The organism is Caballeronia udeis, from assembly GCF_044909315.1.
In the GTDB taxonomy this organism is placed as follows: Bacteria; Pseudomonadota; Gammaproteobacteria; order Burkholderiales; family Burkholderiaceae; genus Caballeronia; species Caballeronia udeis_A.
This window is the reverse complement of the sequence record NZ_JBIYEB010000019.1, coordinates 167,890-190,567: the sequence shown is the minus strand read 5'-3', so window position 1 is coordinate 190,567 and position 22,678 is coordinate 167,890. Positions and strand designations below refer to the sequence as shown.

Below are 22,678 nucleotides of genomic sequence, written 5' to 3'. Positions count from 1 at the left end.
CGCCATGGGAAGAGATCTACCGCAGCATGGTCGGACAGCACGGCAGCGGCGCGTGCCTCGAACCGGCCACGCTGTACCTGAACATCGTCGAGACGAAGGGCGAGTCACGCCACAACCATTGACGTGACCGGGTGTCGCGCGAGCCGCTATGTGCTCTCGCGCGGCACCACTTCGTAGTGAATCTCGATGACCGTAGGCAGCGGCTTTCGCTGCGTTGCTGCAACGGTTTTCGTCCCTCGGGTCTTGTCCGGTTTACCCTCGCCTTCCGCCTCGGCGAGCGCTGAGAGGAGCGATTCGCCGGTAGCGCGCCCAATGCCATAGGCATCGACAGAAACAGTCGTGATGGTCGGATAACAATGCCTGGACACTTCGAAGTCGCCGAACCCCGCTACCGCGATATCACCCGGCACCGACAAGCCCAGCCGATGACACGCCATGACCGCGCCGAACGCGTGGATGTCGCTCGCGCACATCACGGCGTCGGTGTCGGGCCAGCGTTCGAGCAACTGCTGCAGCGCCGCTGCCCCATGAGCCATGGCGACCCCGTGCGCCATGGTCGTGGTCCACGCGCTCTTCGTGATGTCGCGAGGTTCACAGCCGGCCGCCCGGACTTCCTTCAGATAACCACGCCGCCGGTCGATACCGCGCCGGTCGAGTTTCGACGCGCTGCTGACGAAAGCAATGCGTTCATACCCGCGCTCGTAAAGATGGCGAACCATGGCACGGGACGCTTCCGCATTAGAGAAGCCGACAACACGATCGATAGGATGCGCCGGCATGTCCCATGTCTCGATGACGGGAATGCGCGCACGCCCCAGCAAGGAGTGAGTCTCGGCCGTGTGGTGACTGCCGGTCAATACGATGCAACGCGGTTGATAGCGAAGCAGCGCCCTGACAAGCTCCTCTTCGCGCGGCAGATGATAGTCCGTATTCGCCAGCAGCATTTGCATGCCGGCGGGTTCAATCACGTCGTTGATGCCGCGAACGGTATCGGAGAAATTCGAGCTTGAGAGCGAAGGTACGAGGACGGCGACGAAAGAAGAACGTCCCGACGATAATGCGCCGGCCGCCGCGTCCGCGACGTAACCCAATTGATTGACCACGTCCAGTACGCGCTCACGCGTGGCCACGCTCACGGGCCGTCCCGCGAGGACACGCGACACCGTCATCTTGGAGACCCCGGCGATGCGCGCTACATCCGCCATGCGGGGAGGCGCGGAAGTCGGAAACTTGTCGTCGTCGGGCATCGTGCTCTTCATTGATCTGGTGTGTGAATGATACTGGATGACGATTCCAGGCCGCAATGTTGAAGGCCCTCAAGAGCGCCGATCGCTATCAGGATACACAGGAGCGGATTGACGAATGGCGTGGCATATCCACGTTTTGCCGGCCGCTCTCCTCGCGTCGCACTCAGGTTTGGTTTGCAGACGAAAGCGCCCGCGGATCCAGCAGGTTTGCATTGAAATCGCAGCACTTCTGCGCCAGTTGAGCGACCTGACTACTGAGCGAATAGGCATGCTCTGCTCTGTGGAGCGCCACGTAGTGGACGGGCGGAAGAGCAGGCTTCGTTTTGATGATCTTCAGGATGCCTGCGGTGACCATGTAGTTAAGACATGTCTTCGGCAAGTAGCTCACGCCCATTCCCGAGACAGTCAACCCGATTTGTGCGACCAGGTTGTTGGCGACCAGGATTTTCGCCGTGCTCACTCCGTTCTCGGACAAAAACTGGGAGTAAGTCAGCCCCGTCCCCGACAGATTGCCCTGCAGAAGCAACGGAAGATGGGCAATGTCGGCAATGGGTATTGTCGCTTTGCCCGAATGAAGCGAAGGAGAACACATCCATGCGTTTTCCACTGTGCCGACCGGGATGCTGGTAAAACGCTCGCTTGCTGCAACCTGGGGGACAATGATCAGGTCCACGGTATCGGTTGCGAGCCGGTCCCTCAGCGTGGCGCTCAACTCGACCTCGGCCTCGACATTGACCTTTGGGTAGGTTTCCTTAATAACAGATATCAGGCGCGGCAACCACGTAAGTGCGGTCAATTCGGTAACGCCAATCCGGATCCGCCGGATAAGCACTTCCTTGGCGCTTACGCGCTCAACAATTTCGTCCCGCCGCTCAAGCAGTTCCTCCGCATACTCGAACAGCTCATTGCCCTTTTCAGTGAGCCGGGCCGCGCGCGAGGTCCGGTCAAATACGAGGAAGTCGAATGCCGACTCAAGTTCATGGATACGTTTCGATATTGCCGACTGGCTCGTGTTCAATCTTCCGGCAGCGGCCTCGAAGGACCCCAACTGGACAATCCAGTACAACGCTTCCATCTGTTTGAAAGTAAGCATGCCGGTCTGGGTGCAAGTGCGAAAGAGATGTTATCAGCGACAATAACATCTCTTTTCAGACTATTCCAACCTTCGCAATTTCCCGGCTGGAACGGACCTGCAAATGGATCTCGCGGTTACACGTTGATGCCTTTGACAGCCGCCTTTTCGGCGATATCGGCAGTGACCTGGAGAAATACGTCAATGTCTTCGGGCGAATTGCAGTGCAAGGGGGAGATGCGAACCGCCCCTGTCAACCCAAACGATGCGAGCATTCGCTTCGAATACAGGCTTGTTGATACCCGCTCGTAAACAATGACGCCCCGGCGCTCGTATTCCCTGACCGCATCGACCTCGGGAAGGTCATCGAATGCAATCGCAAGAATCAGGTCACGGCGAGTCAGGTCATTGTGGTCCAGCAAGACCTGGACACCGGCCAAGTCGCGAAGCCCGCGCACTTCTCCGGCTCCATTGAGCATTCTTGAAAGCAGGCCCCGCTCGTGTAGTCCGATCGCCTTCATGCCCGTCGCATATTGCGACCTGCGGTCGGCCGAATCCACGCACTGAGCTCCCAGCCAGCATACGTAGTCGACAATCTCGGTCACGACAGCGAACTGCGCCGGCGCCGAACTGCCCAAGTCCCAGTGATCTTCCGGTTTTGCGGCAAGCTTCTGATGAGGCAACCTCGCCGCACGCGGGGAGAGCCACGAGATGCCCGACCCTCTGCATCCGAAAAATTTATAAGGTGCAAAATTGATGCCGTCAACGGGCGTCTTTTTCAGATCGATCAACCCGTGCGGAGCGTGCTGCACGGCATCGACAACAATGTACAGATCCGGCTTGATCGCTCTCGCTTCCCGCACGATCCGCTCGAGATCGATTTTTGCGCCGGTAATGTTCGACGCATAAATAAGGCTAAGCAGGCAAGTCCCGGAATCAATCAGGCCAAGCACTTCCTCAACGTCTATACCCCCTGTCACCCGATTGCTCTTCGCGACACGAAGCTCTTTACCCTGTCCTTGCGCGTATAGGGCGACAGCGTCATATGAAGACGGATGCTCCAGTACCGTCGTCACCATGTTGGTCCCGGGAACGGCTCCGGCTATTGCCTGGACCATCTGGAACATGGCTCCCGACGCGGTCAACGAGGCGTAGAGCGTTCCCTCTTCCGCGTTCAGGATCAGGCGGGCATCTTCCGCGCCCTTCCTTTGTATCGCCTGCAACGCACGGGCGACTTCATGTATGCGCTCCGGGTTATCTGGAATCAGGTCGACTTCGGAGTAACGCTCGACGGCCCTCTTCAGGCGGTAAGAGCCACCCGCATTGTCAAAGTAGAGCCGCTTGCGCCCCGTGAAGTCCGAATCAACATAGTGAAACTTCTCTCTGACAACGCGCATCAGCGCGTCGCTGAAAAGTTGCCCGTCGGCGCTTTCCATCGTCTATCCCTTTTTCGTCGTCATTCGCAAGACACTCTCGCGACATTTCGGGTCCACGATAAGTCTCGCAAAACCAGACGAAAAGCGATTTTTTTTGATGATATCTCATCGCTTTATTTCCGATCACTTCATGAATAAAAGCGATGCAACACTATCGAAAAATATCACTTTTGAACAGATTTTCTGCGTGAAAGAATGGGTTCCAACAGGGTCGCACGGCTCTTGGTAGTAACCCTGCACACCATGCGCCGACTTAAATTCCGTCCTTTTGGAGAACTCTAGTGAACCGATACAAAACATGCATCGCGGTAGCCGCGCTTGCCGCCCTGGTGACCGGCACGGGGGTTGCGAACGCCGACCAGCTGGCGGACATAAAGGCGCGTGGCACGCTTGTGTGCGGGGTTCTCAGCAACGGCGCACCCTTCGGCTTTCAAGACCCAGATACCCGGGAAATAGTCGGATATGACGTCGACTTCTGCAAGGGGGTAGCAAAAGAGTTAGGCGTTAAACCTGAATTGAAAGTGCTGTCACTGGACGCACGCATTCCCGAGCTGACGCAAGGACGCATCGATATTCTTGCCGCTGTTCTGGGATTCAACCCGCAACGCGCGCAACAGATTACATTCTCGGACACCTACTTCGTCAGCAACCAGGTGATGGCCGCATCCACGGCAAGCTCGAACAAGAAGCTTGGCGATCTGGCAGGAAAACGGGTCAGCACGATCAAGGGCTCGAGCAACATACCCATGGTGCAACGCGTATTGCCCACCGCGCAAATTGTCAGCTATGACGACGCGCCATCCGCATTCATGGCCCTCGCTCAAAAGAAGGTCGATGGATACGTGCTGTCGGAGAGCCTCATGCACCGCTTCATCGACAAGCTTGGCGCTAACGCCAACACAATCACCATCCTGAGCCCGCCCGTCGGCCGCGAATACTGGGGCCTCGGAATGAAGAAGGGCGAACCCGGTCTGGCCGATGCAGTCAACGGCGCATTGGTGAAGATGCAGGCGTCGGGTGAGTCGCAGCAAATCTTCGACAAATGGCTCGGAACCGGTTCGTCCTTCAAGATGAAGCGTGACTTCACCACTGCACCCATTCCCGGCTGATTGCATAGCCGGTTCGAGCTGACAGAAGGAGTGAAGCATGCTTGGACGCCTTGATTTCAGCGCGATCTTTGCCGGACCTTTTGCGCATCTGCTTGTGTCCGGTGCGATCAAGACATTCGAGCTGACGGCAACGAGCTGGACTCTGGCCGTGGGACTGGGCGTAGCGCTCGCGGTCCTGCGCGCCTCGGGTTTGCCCGTAGCAACAAAAACCGTTGCCGCATTTGTGGCCTACCACCAAAACGTTCCCATGCTCGTGCAGATTCTGCTTTGGTATTTTGGGGTCCCCACGCTTCTTCCAGACGCCGCGCAGACCTGGATCAATGCGCACGACGGCGAGTTGATCTTTGCATCGATTGCGGTCGGCCTGTGCATGTCGGCGTACTTCTCGGAGGATCTTCGCAGCGGTCTAAGGTCGGTACATCATGGCCAACAGGAAGCGGCACGGTCCCTGGGCCTGAGCTTCTTCGCCACCATGCGTTATGTGACGCTTCCACAGGCCATTAGAAATGCGCTGCCGACATTTATCAACCACACGGTCCTGCTGTTCAAGAACACGAGCCTTGCAATGACCATTGGTGCAGCGGAGATGACATACGTTGTTCGGGAGATCGAGAACGAAACGTTCAAGACGTTCGAAGCCTACGCTGTTGCGACATTGTTCTATCTCACCGTGTCCCTGGGTCTGATGGGACTGGGTGCCCTGGTTGAGAAGCGTATTCAGAACCGGGCGAGGTAACTCATGCTCGACATCATTCGCGACAACTGGTTGCTTCTGCTGGTCGGACAGTATCCGACCGGGCCCCTTGGGGGGCTTGTGCTGACTCTCATCCTTTCGGTGATGGGTCTGGTCCTGTCTTTCCCCATCAGCATTGGAATCGCATTGTGCAGGACATCGCCTATCCGGTTCTTCTACGTGAGTTCCACCGTACTGGTCTATATCGTGCGCGGCGTTCCCCTGGTGATGTTCGTTTTCTGGGGATATTTCCTTGTACCCATTCTGGTGGGTCATAGCGTGACCGCTTTCACCACGCTGATCTGTACGCTCATTGTCTATGAGTCGGCCTATCTCTCCGAGGTGGTGCGCGCAGGCATCCAGGCGCTTCCGAAGGGACAGGTCGAAGCCTCGCGCGCACTGGGGATGGGGTATTGGAAGACAAACCTGTGGGTGATCATGCCGCAAGCGCTTTACAACATGGTCCCCAGCATCATCAGCCAGTTTGTCTCAATCATCAAAGAGACATCGATCGGGTACGTTATCAGCGTGCAGGAACTGACGTTTTCGGCAAACCAGGTCAATAACAATTTGCTGACGCGCCCATTCCCCGTTTTTCTCATTTTGGCGATCACCTACTTCATCGTGTGCTTCGTGCTCACACAATGCGCTCAACATCTGGAGCGCACCATCACACGCAAGCGATCGCCCAGAATGACGCAGCTAAGGAGCATTGCAAATGATTCGGTTCTCGAAGGTCAATAAGTGGTACGGAGAGTATCAGGCGCTCACTGACGTCACGGCGGAGGTGAAGAAAGGCGAGGTCGTCGTCATCTGTGGCCCGTCCGGCTCGGGAAAATCCACGCTCATCCGGACCGTGAATCGCCTCGAGGAGATCAAGTCCGGTGTTATCTACGTGAATGGTCAGGATATCCATGCGCCTGGTCTGCGGATCAATGACTTTCGCAGCGGCATAGGCTTTGTGTTTCAGTCTTTCAATCTCTTTCCGCACCTGTCAGTGGCTGAGAACGTCTGCCTGGCGCCAGTCCGCGTATCAGGACGGAGCAAACGCGAAGCCCGGGAACACGCCGCGGCTTTGCTCGACCGTGTCGGGCTCGCCCACAAGGCAAATGCGTATCCGCAGCAATTGTCCGGCGGACAGCAGCAACGGGTCGCGATTGCCAGAGCGCTCGCCATGAACCCGCCTGTCATGCTATTTGACGAGCCCACGAGTGCGTTGGACCCCGAGATGGTCGGCGAAGTATTGAACGTCATGAAGTCGCTTGCCCGGGACGGCATGACCATGGTCTGCGTGACGCATGAAATGGGATTCGCTCGCGAAGTAAGCGACCGGGTCTGGTTCATGGACAGAGGCGTCATTCTCGAAGAAAACGCTCCGGAAGCATTCTTTACAGCGCCTCAGCACGCACGTTCCAAAGCCTTCCTGTCTGATCTGAGGGCGCATTAGGGCAGGCCGCGAACGTCAAATCTTCCGCAGGTCCAGGCAACCTGGCCGCTGCGTATTCATGTGCAGCGGCCAAGTCTGCGCGCATTGAATCGCTCGTGAAAAACAGGGCCGCGTTTCAGCGGGATTCGGCTTCGCCACGCAAGGTTTTTCCTAAGCGGCGGTTCCGACTTCCTGTAGATCAGTGAGATTGCGGCAGGCAACCCGAAGATGTATGCGCAGATGTTGCCCATGCTTTCGCCGTGCATCCGCACGAAACAGTGAGGTTTTGATCGTGCTGAGGTGTGGTTGAGGCCCCTCCCTCGGTCACAGATTCAGCGCCACTGCGGCACAGTATTAGAATTAGTGATACTCGATCGTGACATGCTGTTTTTCTGAAGTCGTCACCCTAAACTGGTTTCCAAGGTGCAGCCGGCTTGAGCACCAGAACGAGCGACAGGAGACGATTGTGAGCAAACAGGTGTTGCTGGAGGATCTACCTCTTCGCCCCTTCCACGTAGGAGTGGCGTTCAGCGGAACAGGCGGGCAGTTCAGTGATGGTTTCGTGCTGGGGATTATCGGCATTGCCGTCAGCATGGCTGCCGGTCCGCTGCATCTCAATGCCCTTTGGACAGGACTACTCGGGGCGGCATCGCTTGCGGGGCTGTTCTTCGGCAGCATGCTGGCGGGTCCGATTGCGGACAAATACGGCCGCCGGACAATTTTTGCGTTCGACATGCTGCTTTTCGCAGTAGTCTCCGCTGCCCAGTATTTCGTGACGTCACCCGAGCAGTTGCTGGTCCTGCGTCTCGTGCTCGGGTTCATCCTCGGCGCCGATTATGTGGTGAGCAAATCCCTGGTGACGGAATACTCGCCCCGCCGCTATCGTGGACGCCTGCTTAGCGTGCTCGCTGCAGCGTGGGCAGCGGGATATGTGGGTGCCTATCTTGCCGGCTTCGCCATGCGTGACATCGGCCCCGACACCTGGCGGCTCATGCTTGCCGCGAGCGGCATTCCGGCCCTGCTGATTCTTCCGTTCCGCCTTATCGTGCCCGAGTCGCCGATGTGGCTGATGAAACGAGGTCGCGGCGATGAAGCGCTCGCCATCATCCGCCGTAAGTTCGGCCCTGACGTCATGCTTTCGACGCCGGCGGAGGTGCCTAAGCAGCGTCGCGGTGCCTGGTCGGAGTTGCTCTCGCCACGTTGGCGCAAGAACACCCTCGTTGGCTGCGTCTTCTATACCTGCCAGGTTATTCCTTACTTTGCGCTGGGCACTTTCGCGCCGAGGGTTCTGCAAGCCCTGAAAGTCAAAGACAGCTTCACGGGCGGCCTTGTCTATAACATCCTGCTCTTCGCCGGCGCGGTGATTGGACTGGTACTCGTCGATAAGCTCTCGCGCCGAATGTTCCTGATAGGAACCTTCTACCTTGCAGCGCTTGGATTGGCTGTGCTTGCCTATGCGAATTTTGGACCGATCGGCACGATGCTGGCTTTCGGCGTCTTCGCTTGCATTCTCTCGGCTGCGGCGAACCTCGAATTTGTCTACCCGCCCGAACTCTTCCCGACACACCTTCGAGCATCCGGCGTCGGCCTGGCGGTCGCCTCAAGCCGCTTCGGTTCCGCCATCAGCACATTCCTTCTGCCGCTCGCAGTTCAGCATGTTGGCATTCACGCTGCATTGGGTATCTGTGTTGCAGTGCTGCTTTTCGGCGGAGTCTTCTGTCATATGCTGGCCCCCGAAACTGGCGGGGAAAACCTCTCGGACGTAAAGTCCGATAACGCCACCGATGACCAGGCAATAGCGGGATCCATCGCTGCCTCAGCGTTGGGCAGCAGCAAGACACGCATCTGATTGCCCATTCGAAGGCTGCGGTCCGGACGCGTGAACATAAGCCAGTACGCTCTTATCGGGACGCGCCATGTTGCCAAACAAACCAATCGATATGCATGCGGTGCAAGTCTTTGTCGCCGTTGCGGAAGAGGGAAGCATGTCTTCGGCGGCCACCAAGCTGGGCATATCTCAATCAGGCGTGTCGCAAATAATCCGTCAGCTCGAGGAAGAGTTGGGCGTCGTGCTGGTGAACCGCACGACCCGGCCGCTGGCGCTCACCCCCTTTGGCATCGCACTTCGGAACCGGGGCGTCGTGTTAAGCGAAGAGATTGCAAATCTGAAGGCCCAGGTTGTAGAAGCCGGACGAGGCATCAAGCCGGACTTGCGGATCGGACTGGTCGACTCGTTTGCGTCTACTTGCGGCTCGGTTTTTACAAAGAACTTGCTAGGCAAAGTTTCGCAGTTGTCGATACGTACCGGGTTGAGCCCCCAGCAGGGAGAAGCACTCCTGCGGCGTGACCTGGACCTGATCGTCACAAGCGACCCGTTGATGGACGCCAACGACGTGGTCCGGTACCGGCTCTTCTCGGAGCGCTACTTTGTCATAACGCCAAAGGAGCTACGGAAGTCTGTGCGAACCATCGAGGATGTGCGAGCTCTTGGCAGCAGCTTGCCTATTGTCCGGTTCAATCGCACATCACAGGTTGGAATGCAGATCGAGCGGTATTTGCGGCGGATTGAAGTACGGCTTCCAAACCGGCTTGAACTGGACAACGCAGATGCCTTGACTTCGATGGTTGCGGAAGGAATCGGCTGGGCCATCACGTCCCCTATGTGTCTTCTTCAGGGTGTCACGCATGCAAGCAAGCTTGCTATCCATGTGGTTGAAAAGTTGGGTCTTGAGCGCTCTCTTTATCTGGTGGCACGCCGGGACGAATACAACGTTTTTTTTGACGACGCGTGCGATACGGCGCGCGAAGTGATCGAAACGTCATTCATGCCGAGGGTGAAAGCCGTCGGCTCAGACATAGAACAACTTATTACCGTTGGCGAAAGGAATTCTTATGATCAAGCATAACGAAGGCGAACAAAGAGTCGAACGTGACTATGTTGGCGAGGTCACCATTCCAGGCGACAAGCTGTATGGAGTCAACACGGTTCGCGGAGTGGACAACCTCACGGTTTCGTCTCTGAACGTCGCGCACTACACGCAGTTCCGGGACGCTTTCGCCCAGGTCAAGTGGGCCGCAGCGTTGGCCAACCGCGACAACGACGTCCTGACCAAAGAACAATGTGAGGCCATTGTCAAGGCGTGCCAGGAAGTCATCGAGGGGCACTTTGACGCTTCGTTCGTGGTCGATCTTATGGAAGGGTCGGGTGGGACATCCACCAACATGAACTTCAACGAGGTCATTGCCAATCGTGCCCAGCAGCTCTTGGGTCATGCTGCCGGACACTATGAAGTGATTCATCCGAATGACCACGTCAACCTGTCCCAATCCACGAACGACGTCTATCCGGCCGCGTTGAAAATTGCGACGTACGCAATGCTCGAATTGTTGATCAAAGAGGTCTCGCAACTTGCCGCGCTGTTTGATGGCAAAGCCGCCGAGTTCGCTGATGTGTTGCACCTCGGCCGCACATGCCTGCAGGACGCCCAGCCGATGCGTCTGGGTCAACTCTTCGGAGGGTACGCGTCTCTGACAGAGCGCTTGGCAGAAGAACTCGTGGCGGTCCGCGACAAGCTCCGAACACTGCCTTTGGGCGGCACCGCGATTGGCACCGGCTTTGGCGCGCCTGCGGGTTACCGTGCTGCGGTATACACGCACCTTCGCCGCATCACCGGTGTGGATTACCAGGCACCGGCCAATCCGTTCGATGCCATGCAGAACATGGATGTGTTCTCACGCGTTTCAGCTGAACTTCGTACTTGCGCAGTATCGCTCGCAAAAATTGCATCCGACCTGACCGTCCTGTCGTCGGGTCCTGTCGGCGGCCTCGGAGAACTGAAGCTGCCGGAAGCGCAGGCCGGATCATCCATCATGCCGGGCAAGGTCAATCCTGTCCTGCCAATGGCAATTATTCAGTTAAGCTTCGCAATTGTTGGAAATGACGTTGCAGTTGCGCAGGCAGTGCAATATGGCGAATTGGAAATAAACCATTTTGAACCCGTGGTCGCATCGCGCGTTTTCGATAGCATCGAGCTGCTCACAAACGGCATCCGGCGTTTCGGGCAGAAGTGCATCAAGGACATCAAGGCTGATGTTGCGCGCAACGAGCGGCATTTGATGGAATCCATGGCGGTAGCCACAGCAATGGTTCCCAAGATTGGCTACGCTCGTGTCAGCAAACTTGCGCGCCAATCCGTGGCCGAAGGCCGCTCCCTGATCACGATTCTGGACGAGTCCGGACTGCTTTCCACGGATGACACCATCGCGGCAATCCGCAAGGCGTCGTATCCCGTGTTTGACGCGTAAGCGCTCACTACGCGCGAGCCGACCGGGAGCCTTTCCCGGCCGGCTCGTTTTTAATTAAAGATAGACAACAGCATGCTGGGAAAAGACGAACTATTAAAACGCCTGGAGGAAAGGAACATTCCCTTTTCTTGCGAGCAGCATGACTCGGTGCTCAACATGGCCGAGTCCGGAATGCTGACGCTTTCCCTGCAAGGTGCGCGCTGCAAGAATCTGCTCCTTCAGGATAAGCGCGGCCACCACGTTCTTGTAGTAACCACGGCTGCGAAGTCGCTCGACCTGTCCTCGGTCGCGAAAATTCTGGGCAGCAAGCGGCTTTCGTTCGTATCCGCAGACAAGCTCTTCGAGTTGCTAGGGACACGCCCCGGTTCCCTAAGCCCCCTCGCGCTGGTCAATGATGAAGCCCGGCGCATACGACTCGTCATCGATTCGGAACTGGCTGGAGAATCAACGTTTCTGTTCCATCCGCTCGAAAACAATGCAAGCGTCTCGCTTTCCCGTATTGGATTGGATGACTTCCTCGCGAGCATAGGCCACCCGGCAGATTGGCGCGTCCTCGCTAGTCGCGCGTCCGATCAGAGTCACCTGTCAATCTGACACGCCACGTCATTCCCGGCCGCGAACGCGGCAAGCAACTCGCCTCCGGCCACCCGTTCATTGAGCAGATGATTACAGGTGCCACCGCGACCCCAATCGCCCATTCGGGCGTCAAATTACGTGTAAACCCGATTAGGAAATTTGCATAAAATTAAAATATTGACACTAAATTAAAGAATGACTACCTTTACTTCCAATGCGACGGAACACTTGGGCGCAGAAATCGCGACGAGAGAGATGCCATGTCACACACCCTGTTTCGACTTTTTCGAGGATTGGTCACGTGCGCCCTGACGGCTGCAGCATTGGTCATGTCGGGTCCCGCTTTTTCCGCAGGCGACACGCTGAGGGTTGCAACCGAGGGTACTTATCCTCCGTGGAGTTTCAAGGATTCCTCCGGCCAGCTTCAGGGCTTCGACGTAGACATTGCGAATGCCCTCTGCGTACAGATGAAAATGAAATGCCAGATCGTTGCGCAGGCGTGGGACGGCATCATCCCAGGTCTCCAGGCGAATCGATACGACGCAATCGTTGCCTCCATGTCGACCACGCCCGAGCGGCGCAAGCAGGTTCTGTTCACCAACAGGTACAAGGACACCACGTCCAGTTTTATCGCGGCAAAGGACAGCGGGATAAAGGACGTCTCGCCTGCTGGCCTGAAAGGCAAGCGCATCGGGGTGCAACGCGGCTCTTCCCAGCACCAGTGGCTGACCGCTAACGGTTACGACAAGACGGCGTCTCTCGTGCTGTATGACGATACCCGTCAGCCGGAACTGGATCTGGTCGCAGGTCGTGTCGACCTCATCATCGGCAACAAGGCGACGTTCTATGCCGACTTCTTCAAGCGGCCGGACTCTAAGGATTTCGCGTTCGTCGGACCGGAATTCAAAGGCGGAATACTCGGCGACGGGAACGCAATTGCCGTTCGACTCAGCGACGCTGAACTCTGCAGCCGCATCAACGCAGCGCTGGCCGCCATCATGGCGAACGGCACATACGACCAGATCAGAAAGAAGTACTTCCCCTTCCCACTGATGTAACGCGGGGTGCGGCATGTCAAGTTTCACTCTGAACGGCTATGGCGGACTCATTCTGCTAGGTGCCCTGACGACCCTCCTGGTCGCACTTGCGGCCGCAGCTTTCGGCACGGTGATTGGCGTTCTGATGGCGGCGGCGAAGTTGTCGCAGTCCAGGGTACTCAGGCAGATTGCAGGCGCATATACGACCACCATACGAGGCGTGCCGGACCTGCTGGTCATCTTTCTTGTGTACTACGGCGGCAGCGCGACGCTTTCCCACGTGATGGGCCGGCCCATTGAAATCAACGCGTTTGGAGCAGGCGCTTTGTCTTTGGGGTTCGTGTTCGGAGCGTACGCGACGGAGATTTTCCGCGGAGCCATTCTGGAGGTTCCGCGCGGCCAGATCGAGGCTGCTGCCGCTTTGGGACTATCGGGAACAGGCAGCTTTGTTCATGTGATCGCGCCTCAGGCGTGGCGCCTCGCAGTGCCTGCTTTCGGCAACCAACTGACTGTGTTGCTCAAAGAGACGGCCCTTGTCTCGCTGGTCGGTCTTGAAGACCTGATGCGGCGAACGGGCTTTGCCGTCGAGGCAACAAATCGACCATTCTTCTTTTACCTTGTCGCTGGCGTTGTGTACTTCGTGCTCAGCTATGCGATGACAAACGCGTTCGGTAGCGTGCGCCGCAGGACATCAGCCGCATTGGCGAGGTGAGGCATGTTTGACTTCCCGTTGTTCCTGTCGAGCCTGCCCCGACTGCTTGCGTCGGTACCGGCCACGCTCGAATTGTTTGTCGCCATTGTAATAGTGGGCCTGGCCGTGGGCGTGCCGGCTGCTCTCGCCGGACTCAGCTCGTCCAGGCTGATGAGCAATGCCGTCAAGTTCTATATTGGCGCGTTCCGCGGCACACCGGCTCTCGTGCAATTGTTCTTTCTCTATTACGGTTTCGGTCAGTTCGCGTTTATCCGGCATTCCATCGTGTGGCCGCTATTGCGTGACCCGTTCACGTGCGCAGTGATTGCGCTAGGGCTGAACTCCGGCGCCTACACGGCACGCATTCTCATGGGTGGATTGACCGCCGTGCCGAAAGGGATCGTGGAAGCGGCTGAAGCGCTGGGATTGGGGCAGATGACCATCCTGACTCGTATCAAGGTGCCGATTGCGGTTCGCATCGCGCTTCCCGCGTACGCGAACGAAACAATCCTGAACCTGAAAGCGACTTCACTCGCGTCGACCGTGACCATCATGGAGTTGACCGGGACTTCGAAGCTGCTGGTCAGTGAAACGTATGCACCGTACGAGATTTTTGTTGCAGCCGGACTTGTCTACCTCGCGATGACGTTCATTGTTTCGCAGACCTTCCGTTTCCTGGAGGTGATTGTCGCGCGCCGTACCGGGAAAGATCCCGGTGTGACGAAGGCTCGAAAGTCAAAGCCACATGCGGCACTCAAGTCTGAAGACTCTGGTGGTGCCCACGCATCCTAGTCGCAGCGGACAGCTTGTTCGAGCAGGCAAAAAAAACTGTTCGAGTCCTTTGGACTCAATTGACGGAGAAACGCAAATTGCTTCGATTTATTACGCTAGGACCGAGCGGCAGCAATCACGAATTCGTGACCGGTCGCTACATTGAACATCACGGCCTCAAGGGATTGGCTTCATTGGAACTCGTGCTGGATTTTGACGACGCGGCGCAAATGGTGATTGATGGCAAAGCCGACTTCATCGTGCAGGTCGCGGTGCACCCGACTACTGCGGACATCGTGGCCAGGTATCGCAAACAACTGTTCGTCATTGATGCGTTCGTGTCTCCCAGCAAGGACATGTCGGTGGTGACCCGTGTTGATGTAGAAGCACCTCAAACGCTCGCTCTGCAACCGGCCACGCGCGACTATGTCAAGACCGACGGCCTGACACTCATTCCTGAAACCTCGACGGGTTCAGTTGCTGACGGGCTGTTGTCCGGGAAATACGAAAGCGGCCTGACGTACTCATCGCTTGCAACCGAAAATCCCACCCGGTTCAGAATCGACGAGCGAATCGGGACCGTTGACGACGCATGGATTGTCTACGGGCGAGAGCGGTTGGCTGATGGAAACATGGTTGCGTGGACGGACAGTCCTGCGGGACGTGCGTTTCATGCTTAGTCACCTATGCGGCTTGACATTCAAGCCGTACGAATTGCAAAGGATTTGCGTCATGAACACCGTGCCGACCCATGAACTCGCGATTTCCATCACGCGGCTCTCGAAGAGCTATGGCGAGTTCAACGTGCTCAAATCGATTTCGCTCCATGTCCGGCGAGGCGAAAAAGTTGTCTTGTGCGGACCATCCGGGTCCGGTAAATCGACGCTCATCCGGTGCGTGAATCGCCTGGAGAAGCATGATTCAGGAGACATCCGGGTCGACGGAATCGAGCTCACCGACGACGTCAGGCATATCCGGATGGTGCGAGCCGACGTAGGGATGGTTTTTCAGCACTTCAACCTGTTTCCACACATGACCGTGCTGGAAAACTGCACGCTTGCACCGGTCAGCGTTCGCGGTTTGAAGCGCAAGGAAGCGGAAGCGCGCGCCACCGAGATGCTGGAACGGGTTCGCGTCACCGGTCACGCGCACAAGTATCCCTCCCAGCTTTCCGGCGGTCAGCAACAACGCGTAGCTATTGCAAGGGCGCTATGCATGTCGCCGACCATCATGCTGCTCGACGAGCCGACCTCGGCGCTTGACCCGGAGATGGTCAGGGAAGTGCTCGAAACACTGACCTTGCTCGTCCAGGACGGCATGACGATGCTGTGCGTGACACACGAGATGGGATTTGCAAAGGCCGTGGCGGACCGGATCTTGTTTATGGACCAGGGCGAGATTGTCGAAGACAACGCCCCTGCCGACTTCTTCGCACAACCAAAGACTGACCGGGCCAAAAAATTTCTCAATCAGATGATTCACAAGTGACCGTTGGAGTCTCGTGCATGGGTGGTTGCCAACAAACATGAAAAGCAGTTTGACAGGAGCAAAGTATGTCCAAAATCAGGTTCGGTACTCTGGGGCCTTCGGGAACGAATCATGAATACGTCGCGCGTCGCTACATCAAGTTCCACGAACTCGATGCCGACGTAAGACTTTTCGACAATTTCGACGACGCACTGGTTGCGTTTGACGGTCAGGAGATTGACTACCTCATTCAGTGTGCGGTTCATCCCGACACGCCACGGGTGATGGGCAGTAACTTTCGCGAGCGCTTTGTTGTGGACACGTTCATCTCGCCGAGTCATACCCTGGCTATTCTGACGCGAAAAGAGGTGGTGAAACCGGAGACCATCTCGCTCGTGTCACCGGCCACCGACGACTATGCAGACCTGAGCGCGTACTCGATGCTCATGCCTGCGGTTTCAATTCCGCTCGCCTTCGACCGGCTGATGAAGGGAGAGTGCGATTCTGCCCTGGTCTACCACTACTATTTCGATTCCAATCCGGACGAGTTGCGAGTGGATGCAACAATAGGTTCGCCCGATGACGCCTGGATCGTGTATGGAAAACAGCGGGTAGGCGAAGGGGAGATTGTTGCTGCCCGGGATAGCGCAGTATCGAAGCAGTTCGCCCAAATGCAGCGCTCCTGAGCAATATGAGTGAGGGCCACGCGACCCGTGCGTGCCCCGTTAGCTGAAGTCCCGGATGTTGAAAAAGACCGCCAGGAATTTGACAGGCGTAGTGAGGATCTCTTCCGGACCGTGAGCTGCGTTCGGGTCGAACAGCAGGCTGTCGCCAGGCTTCACGTCGTAAAGCCGATTCGCGTACCGGTACTTCATCTTGCCCTCGAGCACGTGAAGGAACTGGATGCCGGTAGTCTGGTGAGTCGACCAGGGCTTCGAGTTTTCGTCGAGCGTAACGACGTAGGGTTCGACCGACAAGTTGCCCGACAGGACATGTCCAATCAACCGGTAGATGTGGCCATACGATGATCCCTCGCGGTCTACGGTGACTCCCTCCCCCGCAGGCACGAAGGAGCAGTCGTGACGTTCGCTCTGGTCAACGAAAAAGCGCGATACAGGCTTACCCAAGGCCAGAGAGATTCGGGTCAGCGTCTCAATTGATGGGGTTGCCGTGCCTTTCTCAATCCGGGAAAGCATGGAATGAGAAATGCCGGCCATTTTCGCAAGAACCCCCGACGTCAAGCCCGCGGCCGTGCGAAACGCGTGAATCTGGGCGGCCAGAGCTTGAGAGACCTTGTCGACAGCCGGGTCACGTTGCCTCTCGGCGGGCCCGGTTTCCGCGATGTCTTCAGCGTCATCCGTTCGAGTTTTGGACATTGAGCATGAAATACGTAAGTGGTGGTTCCTGAACGATTCGGGCTAGCAACCATTATAGATAGGCATCACCGGGAAGGGCAGACTAAATCCCGAATGCAACTACAACGCAGCATGCGGGTGCCGGGAGTTTTCAGTGTGTGAGATCAGGCGTGCAAGCAGAAAAGATGCGCATGCAGTCGCGGAACTTGTCGACCTTCTTTTCGTTGAACTTGGAGGGGGGAAGATAGAGCCGTGCGACCGCACCGGCATAGCTGAACATGTGTTGTCCGCGGAAAGGAGCGTCTTTGGTTTTGTAGCGCATCAACGCGACGAGATGGTTGGTGTCATCCTCGTGAATGAAGGCATGGCAATGTACGCAGGGGGCCGGTTCGGACAAGTCACCGAGCTCTACGTCAAGCCGGAGCACCGGTCGGCGGGGGTGGCTGCGCGACTTGTTCATGAGGCAATCACGCTGGGCAGGACGCAGGGATGGCATCGAATCGATGTGGGTGCCCCGCATCAACCGCGGTGGGCACGCTCCCTGCATTTCTTCCTGTCCGTTGGTTTTGTGGAAGTGGGTCCGCGCTTGCGGCTGGACCTCTAGAAGGGCGTGTTTATGGCGACATCGCCTGGGCGCAAGTTGCGCCGGACACGCCTTGCGTTCGTGCCACAATACGCGCGTCAGCACGCCTATATGAACGGAGACAGGCTTGAGCAAGGGCGCAGCGGCGACCACCGAGACGTGGCATATGGACGACGCTACTGCGGGCGTGTGGATTCGCGCAGCCCATCTCGGCCGGAAGATAAGGGTCGGGAAAGGCCGGATGATTTATCGTCAGGGCGAGCTCGGCTTCACCTTTTATTTTCTGCTTTCAGGTCGCATCCAGGTCTCGATTTTTCAGAGCGACGGCGCCGAGTTCATGCTTGAAATGATGGGCCCATGGGCCATGTTCGGCGAGTCCCCTGCCATGGACGGCTTTCCGCGAATCGCAACAGCCATCGCGGCTGAAGATTCGGAACTGATCGAGTTTGACATCAGGGTTATCACAGGGGTCATTCCGACCTGCCCGGAACTCGCCATCTCCCTCATGCGCATTGTTGCGCTCAAACAGCGGATTCTGGCCTCTCGCATTCAATACCTGGCGCTTCCGAAACCGGAGATGAGGATCGGTGAGCTACTGGGACGGCTGGCAGAGTTGTACGGCGAGCAGCGGGAGGACGGAACGTTGATATGTATCCCCCTGACTCATGAGCAAATCGCCGCCATGACGGGAGCGACCCGGGTCACCGTCACACGGGCTTTGAAGCGGTTGACGACACTCGGCGCGATTGAACTCCGGCAGCGTCGCATCTGGGTGCTCGACTCGTCCAAACTTCTCGGTTGATTTGGTAACTCGCTATACAGACGGCAGCTCGATCGGTCACTTAAAGTGGTCACGTTGGAATCAATTTCCCCGTACCGCACCTGTTGACTGAAGGACTCCCATGAGCCAAATCGAGCGCCTGCGTCTTCCTGAAGATGACACAACCTTCGGAAGCAATCGCATTTTCGACCTGTTCCAGTACTCGCCAGCCGTGACGGCCAACGGGTTGGTGTTCATCGCCGGGCAAATTGGCCTGTGTGCCGACGGGTCGATTCCGGAGAACCCGAAGGAACAAATCGACGTGGCATTCAAGCGTATTGAAGCTGTGCTCACGCACATGGGCCTCGGCTTCACGGATGTTGTCGAGCTCGTCTCCTATCACGTCGATATCGGCTCGCAACTCGCCACTTTCCGCGAAGTGAAGGAACAATACATTCGCTCGGACTTTCCCGCGTGGACCATTCTCGGTATTGCCGCGCTGGCTCGCCCCGAGCTTATAGTCGAAATCAAGGTCGTCGCGGCGACCCGCAAGTAGGTCCCATTTTCGTCGCCCTATTCCATGACACATACTTTGGAATACTACCTGATACCATGAACATTCAAGTTAGAACTGACGGATTCGCTTTCGTCGAATTCGTCTCATCCCACCCGATGGAACTCGTCGAGCTCTTCGAGCACTTCGGTTTCCGCCTCCGCGGTAAGTCCGGGAACGACATACTCCTGATGACGCAAGGCACAGCCGCGTTCATCGTCAACGGGAATCCGAATGCGTTCGAGTCGCAACATGGTGCCTCGGTGCGTTCGATTGGCATCCGTGTCAACAACGCGAAGGCCGCACACGAGCAGGCATTGGCTGGCGGTGCGGTTAGCGCCTCTGCGAAAAAGGAAGGGGAGTTTGTCCTCGACACGCCGACCATTCTCGGGATAGGCGATAGTCTCGTGTACTTCGTTGACAGCGACTTCCTCGAAATCTTTTCGCTTCCGGTCGAAGCCCGAAACACACAGGAAGGCGACGCCCATATTTTGGCTGTCGACCATACGTCGAATATTGTCCACCCCAGGAACCTCGATTTCTGGGCGAACTTCTACCGTGACACGTTCGGCTTTGCGGAGAAGCAGTATCTCGAAGTCAAGGGTCACATGTCCGGAATGCGCGCGCGTTCAATGGTAAGTCCATGCGGCCGCGTGTCAATTCCGGTGGCGGCTGCCGCCCATGACAAACCTGGCGTGCTCAACCAGAACGATGAATTCATCCGTGACTACGGTGGCGAAGGGATTCAGCACATTGCGCTGCTGACGTCCGACATAGAAGACACGATTCAAAAGCTCAGTGCTGCCGGCATCGATTTCATGGCAACGCCGTCGCAGAACTATTACGACGAAATCGAAAGACGTCTTCCGGGACACGGCCTTGACATCGGGCGCCTGGCTGAACGTGGCATCCTGGTCGACGGTAAAGGTCCGCAGAAAATTCTGCTCCAGCGTTTTACGAAGCGCCAGATTGGTCCGGTGTTCTTCGAGATTATCGAACGCCGCGGCGAGGACGGATTCGGCGAAGGCAATTTCAAAGCCCTGTTCGAATCGCAGGAGAAGGACCAGCAACAACGAGGCTCACTCAATTGACCGCGCGGCAGGGCCCTCAGGCAGGCCCTGCCGCCTGCCGACCCCTCATGAGGGGTCGGCAGAGGACGGCCTGTGGCGGCCTTAAGGGAGGCCCGGTGCCGTGTCAGGCGCTGGTACCGTCCCACCGCGGGGCGAGCCCGTGTGGATTGACAATTCGGCTGTCTGCCGTCGCCAACGCGTGGATTGCCGCCATGTCCGCACCATCCAGTTCGAAGTCGAATACCGCCAGGTTCTGCGCCAGTCGATCGACCCGGGTGGTCCTCGAAAGCGCAATAACCCTGCGCTGTTGAACCAGCCACCGCAAGACGATCTGGGCGATGGTTTTGTCATGGCGGCCCGCGATCTCCTTGAGCGTTGGATTCGAGAAGACTCGGCCGATCGCCATGCCGCAGTAGCCTGTCACAGCAAGCCCCGCGTCCAGCGTGCTTTCAATGAGCAAGGACTGGTTCAGATACGGATGGTATTCGAACTGATTCGTCACGAGAGGAGCCGTAGAGAGCCGGACCGATTCCGTCATCAGCGCGCGGTTGAAATTGCTGACGCCGATGTGCCGGACCTTGCCGGCGCGTACGACCGCGTTGAGTCCCGCGATCTGTTCGGGGAGCGGCACGTCAGACCTCGGCCAGTGCAGCAGGAGCAGATCGATATAGTCTGTCCTGAGCTTTCGAAGGCTCTCGTTGACAGACGCTTCGAAGCGTCTCTCTGAGTAGTTGCTGACCCAGACCTTGGTCGTCAGAAAGATTTCGCTTCTTGGAATGCCGGACGCGGCGACACTGTCACCGATTTCACCCTCGTTACCGTAAATCTGCGCGGTGTCGATATGACGAAAGCCGGCACTCAGCGCGGCGGGAATCATTCGATAGATGTCCGCGGCATTCATTCCGTAAGTGCCGAAGCCGATCGCCGGAATGGCCGCGTTACCAACCTGGACGTTTTGCATGAGGGTTTCCCGATAGAGTCTTCGCGTGCTGCTGAAAGCGCTGCTGGCAGCTCTTGCCGCAACGCTTATGGCAAATCACCCAATGCGGCCGCGGCGACGCAGCTGTGCCCCGATCTCCCTGATCCTGGCTTCGCCCGCACGCAGTGCCTCTGATGACGTATGGACCGAGTAATAGCCAAGCACGAGATCGTGCGGATGGGCGATCGCAGAACCAAGGACGAACTCCGAGTCCTCTTCGGCCGTCAACGCCAGAACGTCTTCGGACTCGCCAAACACGACAAGCTCGTTGGAGACCTGTTCGCCGGCAACGCGTAGCGCGCCGCGTTGAATGCTTAGCCAGGCGACGTTGTGGCCAGCCGGTGGCGTGTACTGCCACTGCTCGCCAGCCGAAAGACGCACGAGCAGATAGTTGATGCCTGCGGGTGCGGGCACCGGGCTTTCAACGTTTCCATAACGGCCCAGGATGACGCGAGCCGGACCGGTGCGAGGTACTTCGCTCACAGATAAATACTGGCTTTGGGGCACGCCCAGTTCGAGCTCGGGCGGCAACGCGACCCATAGCTGATAGCCGCGCACCGGCCCATTGCCAATGGCACGTCCGTCGTGCCACACGCCGCTACCCGCATTCATCCACTCAACGCCGCCGGACGGCATGATCCCTGATGCGCCTGTCGTGTCTTCGTATTCAACTTCGCCTTCCAGCAGCACGGTCGTCGTAGCGAGGCCGGAATGAGGGTGCATGGAAAACCGCATATCGGCTTCCACGGAGCTATCGAAATAGTCGAGGAAGACGAAAGGCTTCAGCACCTCTCCAAGGTCGGACGGGCTGACCAGCCGCTTCACAGGACCGTGTTGCCGGCCTGCTGTCCGCGTGGTTATCACTCTTGCGCCGCGCAGTGAACCGGCGGGTTGAGTACTGGTTTTCACATCGGGCAATGCTCCCTCTTCCGCAGGACTTTGCGATGGAACACGCAACGAGATCGTTTCGAAAGACATGGTGTTGACTCCCACTGGTACTCAGGCAACAGAGAAACATCATGACGAGACGATCGCACACCGGATCGGGCAAGCGATCGCCACCATGAGTCCGTCTTCTTAGCTGGCCTTCAAAGACGAAGCGCGCAAGACTATCCGCCCTAAACGCGCGTCCAGGCTGAACGCGCCGGCGCCGAACCAGGTGATCTGCAAGAGGCCACCGGCCATCATCACGTTCTTGAGGAAGTTGATCATCTGGTTTTGATCTGCGAAGTTGTGGTGAAAGACAAGCGCAGTGACCACGCAGAACACCGCCATCACCACCGACACCAAGCGAACCCGGTAGCCCGACAGCAACAGCAGGCCGCCGCCCAACTCGATCAGCACGGAAACAAGGAATGCGAGTGGCGGCACGGGCAGGCCCATCGCCGCAATATAGCCAACCGTCGCACTGTATGCCGCGAGCTTGCCCAGCCCGCTCATGACAAACGGTGCACCGATCAGAATGCGGCCCAACAGCGGAAGAAATTTGAAACGTTCCATGACGATCT

Annotated in this window: 26 protein-coding genes; 18 read left to right on the top strand and 8 right to left on the bottom strand. The window is 57.4% G+C overall.

Annotated features, from left to right (window positions below; translation table 11 throughout):
- Nucleotides 1-146: 146 nt before the first annotated feature.
- The 3 genes from ABH944_RS27805 to ABH944_RS27795 all read right to left on the bottom strand — a co-directional run bounded on the left by ABH944_RS27805 (nucleotide 147) and on the right by ABH944_RS27795 (nucleotide 3,755).
- Nucleotides 147-1,247 carry a LacI family DNA-binding transcriptional regulator gene (locus tag ABH944_RS27805; RefSeq protein WP_404610339.1) on the bottom strand — a complete coding sequence of 367 codons (1,101 nt, stop codon included), beginning with the start codon at nucleotides 1,245-1,247 and terminating at the stop codon, nucleotides 147-149.
- Between the two features lie 163 nt (nucleotides 1,248-1,410).
- The gene (locus ABH944_RS27800; protein WP_404610340.1) at nucleotides 1,411-2,340 is read right to left on the bottom strand and encodes a LysR family transcriptional regulator; all 930 of its coding nucleotides are present in this window, start codon (nucleotides 2,338-2,340) and stop codon (nucleotides 1,411-1,413) included.
- Nucleotides 2,341-2,456: 116 nt separating this feature from the next.
- Complete coding sequence (locus ABH944_RS27795; protein ID WP_404610341.1) at nucleotides 2,457-3,755, bottom strand: aminotransferase class V-fold PLP-dependent enzyme; 1,299 nt, start codon at nucleotides 3,753-3,755, stop codon at nucleotides 2,457-2,459.
- 281 nt (nucleotides 3,756-4,036) lie between these two features.
- Between ABH944_RS27795 and ABH944_RS27790 the strand changes: the two genes are divergently transcribed.
- From ABH944_RS27790 to ABH944_RS27725, 14 genes are all read left to right on the top strand, one after another.
- Nucleotides 4,037-4,864 (top strand): ABC transporter substrate-binding protein, encoded by an 828-nt coding sequence (locus ABH944_RS27790; protein WP_404610342.1) that lies wholly within the window; start codon nucleotides 4,037-4,039, stop codon nucleotides 4,862-4,864.
- Nucleotides 4,865-4,901: 37 nt separating this feature from the next.
- A complete protein-coding gene (locus ABH944_RS27785; protein ID WP_404610343.1) occupies nucleotides 4,902-5,600 on the top strand; it encodes an amino acid ABC transporter permease in 699 nt (232 codons plus the stop codon).
- Nucleotides 5,601-5,603: 3 nt separating this feature from the next.
- Nucleotides 5,604-6,341: an amino acid ABC transporter permease gene (locus ABH944_RS27780; protein ID WP_404610344.1), complete on the top strand. Its 738-nt coding sequence runs from the start codon at nucleotides 5,604-5,606 to the stop codon at nucleotides 6,339-6,341.
- Complete coding sequence (locus ABH944_RS27775; RefSeq protein ID WP_404610345.1) at nucleotides 6,316-7,044, top strand: amino acid ABC transporter ATP-binding protein; 729 nt, start codon at nucleotides 6,316-6,318, stop codon at nucleotides 7,042-7,044. Before ABH944_RS27780 ends, ABH944_RS27775 begins: the two co-directional genes overlap by 26 nt.
- 445 nt (nucleotides 7,045-7,489) lie before the next feature.
- Nucleotides 7,490-8,872: an MFS transporter gene (locus ABH944_RS27770; RefSeq protein ID WP_404610346.1), complete on the top strand. Its 1,383-nt coding sequence runs from the start codon at nucleotides 7,490-7,492 to the stop codon at nucleotides 8,870-8,872.
- Between the two features lie 67 nt (nucleotides 8,873-8,939).
- Nucleotides 8,940-9,929, top strand: coding sequence for a LysR family transcriptional regulator (locus ABH944_RS27765; RefSeq protein WP_404610347.1), 990 nt, complete (start codon nucleotides 8,940-8,942; stop codon nucleotides 9,927-9,929).
- Nucleotides 9,898-11,328 carry an aspartate ammonia-lyase gene (locus ABH944_RS27760; protein ID WP_404610348.1) on the top strand — a complete coding sequence of 477 codons (1,431 nt, stop codon included), beginning with the start codon at nucleotides 9,898-9,900 and terminating at the stop codon, nucleotides 11,326-11,328. The genes ABH944_RS27765 and ABH944_RS27760 overlap by 32 nt, the downstream gene beginning before the upstream one ends.
- Before the next feature lie 72 nt (nucleotides 11,329-11,400).
- Entirely contained in the window at nucleotides 11,401-11,922 is a 522-nt protein-coding gene (locus ABH944_RS27755; protein WP_404610349.1) for a prolyl-tRNA synthetase associated domain-containing protein, read from the top strand.
- Nucleotides 11,923-12,164: 242 nt separating this feature from the next.
- On the top strand, nucleotides 12,165-12,962 hold the full coding sequence (locus ABH944_RS27750; RefSeq protein ID WP_404610350.1) for a transporter substrate-binding domain-containing protein: 798 nt from the start codon (nucleotides 12,165-12,167) through the stop codon (nucleotides 12,960-12,962).
- 13 nt (nucleotides 12,963-12,975) lie between these two features.
- Nucleotides 12,976-13,653 (top strand): ABC transporter permease, encoded by a 678-nt coding sequence (locus ABH944_RS27745; protein ID WP_404610351.1) that lies wholly within the window; start codon nucleotides 12,976-12,978, stop codon nucleotides 13,651-13,653.
- 3 nt (nucleotides 13,654-13,656) lie between these two features.
- Nucleotides 13,657-14,424 (top strand): ABC transporter permease, encoded by a 768-nt coding sequence (locus ABH944_RS27740; protein ID WP_404610352.1) that lies wholly within the window; start codon nucleotides 13,657-13,659, stop codon nucleotides 14,422-14,424.
- 14 nt (nucleotides 14,425-14,438) lie between these two features.
- A complete protein-coding gene (locus ABH944_RS27735) occupies nucleotides 14,439-15,083 on the top strand; it encodes a type 2 periplasmic-binding domain-containing protein (protein WP_404610353.1) in 645 nt (214 codons plus the stop codon).
- Nucleotides 15,084-15,135: 52 nt separating this feature from the next.
- The gene (locus ABH944_RS27730; RefSeq protein ID WP_404610354.1) at nucleotides 15,136-15,891 is read left to right on the top strand and encodes an amino acid ABC transporter ATP-binding protein; all 756 of its coding nucleotides are present in this window, start codon (nucleotides 15,136-15,138) and stop codon (nucleotides 15,889-15,891) included.
- A gap of 65 nt (nucleotides 15,892-15,956) precedes the next feature.
- The gene (locus ABH944_RS27725; protein ID WP_404610355.1) at nucleotides 15,957-16,556 is read left to right on the top strand and encodes a hypothetical protein; all 600 of its coding nucleotides are present in this window, start codon (nucleotides 15,957-15,959) and stop codon (nucleotides 16,554-16,556) included.
- 39 nt (nucleotides 16,557-16,595) lie between these two features.
- On the opposite strand, the gene ABH944_RS27720 is transcribed toward ABH944_RS27725, so the two are convergent.
- Both ABH944_RS27720 and ABH944_RS27715 read right to left on the bottom strand, forming a co-directional pair.
- Nucleotides 16,596-17,246 carry a helix-turn-helix domain-containing protein gene (locus ABH944_RS27720; RefSeq protein WP_404610356.1) on the bottom strand — a complete coding sequence of 217 codons (651 nt, stop codon included), beginning with the start codon at nucleotides 17,244-17,246 and terminating at the stop codon, nucleotides 16,596-16,598.
- A gap of 130 nt (nucleotides 17,247-17,376) precedes the next feature.
- On the bottom strand, nucleotides 17,377-17,505 hold the full coding sequence (locus tag ABH944_RS27715; protein ID WP_404659557.1) for a hypothetical protein: 129 nt from the start codon (nucleotides 17,503-17,505) through the stop codon (nucleotides 17,377-17,379).
- On the opposite strand from ABH944_RS27715, the gene ABH944_RS27710 reads away from it, so the two are divergent.
- From ABH944_RS27710 to hppD, 4 genes are all read left to right on the top strand, one after another.
- Nucleotides 17,506-17,829 carry a GNAT family N-acetyltransferase gene (locus tag ABH944_RS27710; RefSeq protein WP_404659555.1) on the top strand — a complete coding sequence of 108 codons (324 nt, stop codon included), beginning with the start codon at nucleotides 17,506-17,508 and terminating at the stop codon, nucleotides 17,827-17,829. It begins immediately after the preceding gene.
- A gap of 106 nt (nucleotides 17,830-17,935) precedes the next feature.
- Nucleotides 17,936-18,610: a Crp/Fnr family transcriptional regulator gene (locus ABH944_RS27705; protein WP_404610357.1), complete on the top strand. Its 675-nt coding sequence runs from the start codon at nucleotides 17,936-17,938 to the stop codon at nucleotides 18,608-18,610.
- Between the two features lie 100 nt (nucleotides 18,611-18,710).
- Nucleotides 18,711-19,124 carry a RidA family protein gene (locus ABH944_RS27700; RefSeq protein ID WP_404610358.1) on the top strand — a complete coding sequence of 138 codons (414 nt, stop codon included), beginning with the start codon at nucleotides 18,711-18,713 and terminating at the stop codon, nucleotides 19,122-19,124.
- A gap of 56 nt (nucleotides 19,125-19,180) precedes the next feature.
- Nucleotides 19,181-20,212: a 4-hydroxyphenylpyruvate dioxygenase gene (gene hppD, locus ABH944_RS27695; protein ID WP_404610359.1), complete on the top strand. Its 1,032-nt coding sequence runs from the start codon at nucleotides 19,181-19,183 to the stop codon at nucleotides 20,210-20,212.
- A gap of 103 nt (nucleotides 20,213-20,315) precedes the next feature.
- On the opposite strand, the gene ABH944_RS27690 is transcribed toward hppD, so the two are convergent.
- The 3 genes from ABH944_RS27690 to ABH944_RS27680 form a co-directional block, all read right to left on the bottom strand.
- Nucleotides 20,316-21,152, bottom strand: coding sequence for an aldo/keto reductase (locus ABH944_RS27690; RefSeq protein WP_404610360.1), 837 nt, complete (start codon nucleotides 21,150-21,152; stop codon nucleotides 20,316-20,318).
- Between the two features lie 75 nt (nucleotides 21,153-21,227).
- The gene (locus tag ABH944_RS27685) at nucleotides 21,228-22,148 is read right to left on the bottom strand and encodes a pirin family protein (protein ID WP_404610361.1); all 921 of its coding nucleotides are present in this window, start codon (nucleotides 22,146-22,148) and stop codon (nucleotides 21,228-21,230) included.
- Nucleotides 22,149-22,247: 99 nt separating this feature from the next.
- A complete protein-coding gene (locus ABH944_RS27680) occupies nucleotides 22,248-22,670 on the bottom strand; it encodes a DoxX family protein (RefSeq protein WP_404610362.1) in 423 nt (140 codons plus the stop codon).
- Nucleotides 22,671-22,678 lie beyond the last annotated feature (8 nt).

What these genes read in the sequence shown, in the direction of transcription:
- ABH944_RS27805 (WP_404610339.1), bottom strand. Translation starts at nt 1,247, where the DNA reads ATGCCCGACGACGACAAGTTTCCGACTTCCGCGCCTCCCCGCATGGCG.
- ABH944_RS27800 (WP_404610340.1), bottom strand. Translation starts at nt 2,340, where the DNA reads ATGCTTACTTTCAAACAGATGGAAGCGTTGTACTGGATTGTCCAGTTG.
- ABH944_RS27795 (WP_404610341.1), bottom strand. Translation starts at nt 3,755, where the DNA reads ATGGAAAGCGCCGACGGGCAACTTTTCAGCGACGCGCTGATGCGCGTT.
- ABH944_RS27785 (WP_404610343.1), top strand. Translation starts at nt 4,902, where the DNA reads ATGCTTGGACGCCTTGATTTCAGCGCGATCTTTGCCGGACCTTTTGCG.
- ABH944_RS27780 (WP_404610344.1), top strand. Translation starts at nt 5,604, where the DNA reads ATGCTCGACATCATTCGCGACAACTGGTTGCTTCTGCTGGTCGGACAG.
- ABH944_RS27775 (WP_404610345.1), top strand. Translation starts at nt 6,316, where the DNA reads ATGATTCGGTTCTCGAAGGTCAATAAGTGGTACGGAGAGTATCAGGCG.
- ABH944_RS27765 (WP_404610347.1), top strand. Translation starts at nt 8,940, where the DNA reads ATGTTGCCAAACAAACCAATCGATATGCATGCGGTGCAAGTCTTTGTC.
- ABH944_RS27755 (WP_404610349.1), top strand. Translation starts at nt 11,401, where the DNA reads ATGCTGGGAAAAGACGAACTATTAAAACGCCTGGAGGAAAGGAACATT.
- ABH944_RS27750 (WP_404610350.1), top strand. Translation starts at nt 12,165, where the DNA reads ATGTCACACACCCTGTTTCGACTTTTTCGAGGATTGGTCACGTGCGCC.
- ABH944_RS27745 (WP_404610351.1), top strand. Translation starts at nt 12,976, where the DNA reads ATGTCAAGTTTCACTCTGAACGGCTATGGCGGACTCATTCTGCTAGGT.
- ABH944_RS27740 (WP_404610352.1), top strand. Translation starts at nt 13,657, where the DNA reads ATGTTTGACTTCCCGTTGTTCCTGTCGAGCCTGCCCCGACTGCTTGCG.
- ABH944_RS27730 (WP_404610354.1), top strand. Translation starts at nt 15,136, where the DNA reads ATGAACACCGTGCCGACCCATGAACTCGCGATTTCCATCACGCGGCTC.
- ABH944_RS27725 (WP_404610355.1), top strand. Translation starts at nt 15,957, where the DNA reads ATGTCCAAAATCAGGTTCGGTACTCTGGGGCCTTCGGGAACGAATCAT.
- ABH944_RS27720 (WP_404610356.1), bottom strand. Translation starts at nt 17,246, where the DNA reads ATGTCCAAAACTCGAACGGATGACGCTGAAGACATCGCGGAAACCGGG.
- ABH944_RS27715 (WP_404659557.1), bottom strand. Translation starts at nt 17,505, where the DNA reads ATGTTCAGCTATGCCGGTGCGGTCGCACGGCTCTATCTTCCCCCCTCC.
- ABH944_RS27700 (WP_404610358.1), top strand. Translation starts at nt 18,711, where the DNA reads ATGAGCCAAATCGAGCGCCTGCGTCTTCCTGAAGATGACACAACCTTC.
- hppD (WP_404610359.1), top strand. Translation starts at nt 19,181, where the DNA reads ATGAACATTCAAGTTAGAACTGACGGATTCGCTTTCGTCGAATTCGTC.
- ABH944_RS27690 (WP_404610360.1), bottom strand. Translation starts at nt 21,152, where the DNA reads ATGCAAAACGTCCAGGTTGGTAACGCGGCCATTCCGGCGATCGGCTTC.
- ABH944_RS27685 (WP_404610361.1), bottom strand. Translation starts at nt 22,148, where the DNA reads ATGTCTTTCGAAACGATCTCGTTGCGTGTTCCATCGCAAAGTCCTGCG.
- ABH944_RS27680 (WP_404610362.1), bottom strand. Translation starts at nt 22,670, where the DNA reads ATGGAACGTTTCAAATTTCTTCCGCTGTTGGGCCGCATTCTGATCGGT.